Below are 1,605 nucleotides of genomic sequence, written 5' to 3' on the forward strand. Positions count from 1 at the left end.
GCCCTGGTACGAACGCGTGCGGCCTGCACGGCCGTGGCCCGCCCAACCCCGGCCACCTCCCCCGCCACCCCCCCCCGCCCCACCGCCCCCGGGGCCCCCCCCGGGGCCCCCCCCTTTTCCGGGCTCCCGCGGGCGGTCCCACGATCCGACGCCGGCTGTCTCGCCCATCGGACGAGCTGTCTCGGAATACCGGAGGGGCGTGACACTGTTGGCCTAGGAGCCACCCGCGTGGCGGCGCAGCAACCACCATGAGGCTGGCCCAGGCCACCTGAACCAGACACCCATCGGAGTCCCCGTGTCGTTGCCACCCCTGGTCGAGCCGGCTGACGAGCTCACCGTTGACGAGGTCCGCAGGTACTCCCGCCACCTGATCATCCCCGACGTGGGCATGGCCGGGCAGAAGCGGCTGAAGAACGCCAAGGTGCTGTGCGTCGGCGCCGGCGGCCTGGGCTCGCCCGCGCTGATGTACCTGGCCGCGGCCGGTGTCGGCACGCTGGGCATCGTCGAGTTCGACGTGGTCGACGAGTCGAACCTGCAGCGCCAGATCATCCACGGCCAGTCGGACGTGGGCCGCTCCAAGGCGGAGTCGGCGCGGGACTCGGTCAAGGAGATCAACCCCTACGTCGACGTGATCCTCCACGAGGAGCGCCTCGACAACTCCAACGTCATGGAGATCTTCGCCGGCTACGACCTGATCGTGGACGGCACCGACAACTTCGCCACCCGCTACCTGGTGAACGACGCCGCGGTGCTGCTCGGCAAGCCGTACGTGTGGGGCTCGATCTACCGCTTCGACGGCCAGGCCAGCGTGTTCTGGGCCGAGCACGGCCCCTGCTACCGCTGCCTCTACCCGGAGGCCCCGCCGGCGGGCATGGTCCCCTCCTGCGCCGAGGGCGGCGTGCTGGGCGTGCTGTGCGCGTCCATCGGCTCGATCCAGGTCACCGAGGCGATCAAGCTGCTGGCCGGCGTGGGCGACCCGCTGGTCGGCCGGCTGATGATCTACGACGCCCTGGAGATGAACTACCGCCAGGTGAAGGTCCGCAAGGACCCGGACTGCGCCGTCTGCTCCGAGCACCCGACGGTCACCGAGCTGATCGACTACGAGGCCTTCTGCGGCGTCGTGTCGGAGGAGGCGCAGGCCGCCGCCGCGGGCTCGACCGTCACCTCGGCGCAGCTCAAGCAGTGGCAGGACGACAAGGAGGACATCTTCCTGATCGACGTCCGCGAGCCCGGCGAGTACGAGATCGTCAACATCCCCGGCGCGGTGCTGATCCCGAAGAACGAGTTCCTCATGGGCGACGCCCTGGAGAAGCTGCCGCAGGACCGCAAGATCGTGCTGCACTGCAAGTCGGGCGTGCGCTCGGCCGAGGTGCTGGCCGTGGTCAAGGCGGCCGGCTTCGCCAACGCCGTCCACCTGGGCGGCGGCGTGCTCGGCTGGGTCAACCAGATCGAGCCGCACAAGCCGGTCTACTAGGACGCCGGAACGTAGACGCCGGAACGTACCGGAAGGGGGCCCCCCCGCGGGGCCCCCCCCGGCACCCGGGGGCGGGAGGGCGCGCCCCCGCCGCGCCCGCCGGGGGGGGGGGGGGTGTCACCACAAGCCCC

General features: G+C 71.4%; 1 protein-coding gene. It reads left to right on the top strand.

The annotated features are described in order from the left end of the window. Positions 1-295: 295 nt before the first annotated feature. Positions 296-1,474, top strand: coding sequence for an adenylyltransferase/sulfurtransferase MoeZ (moeZ, locus tag ACFV6I_RS23920; protein WP_380341410.1), 1,179 nt, complete (start codon positions 296-298; stop codon positions 1,472-1,474). Positions 1,475-1,605 lie beyond the last annotated feature (131 nt).

The sequence above is a fragment of the Kitasatospora sp. NPDC059803 genome, from assembly GCF_042732255.1.
In the GTDB taxonomy this organism is placed as follows: Bacteria; Actinomycetota; Actinomycetes; order Streptomycetales; family Streptomycetaceae; genus Kitasatospora.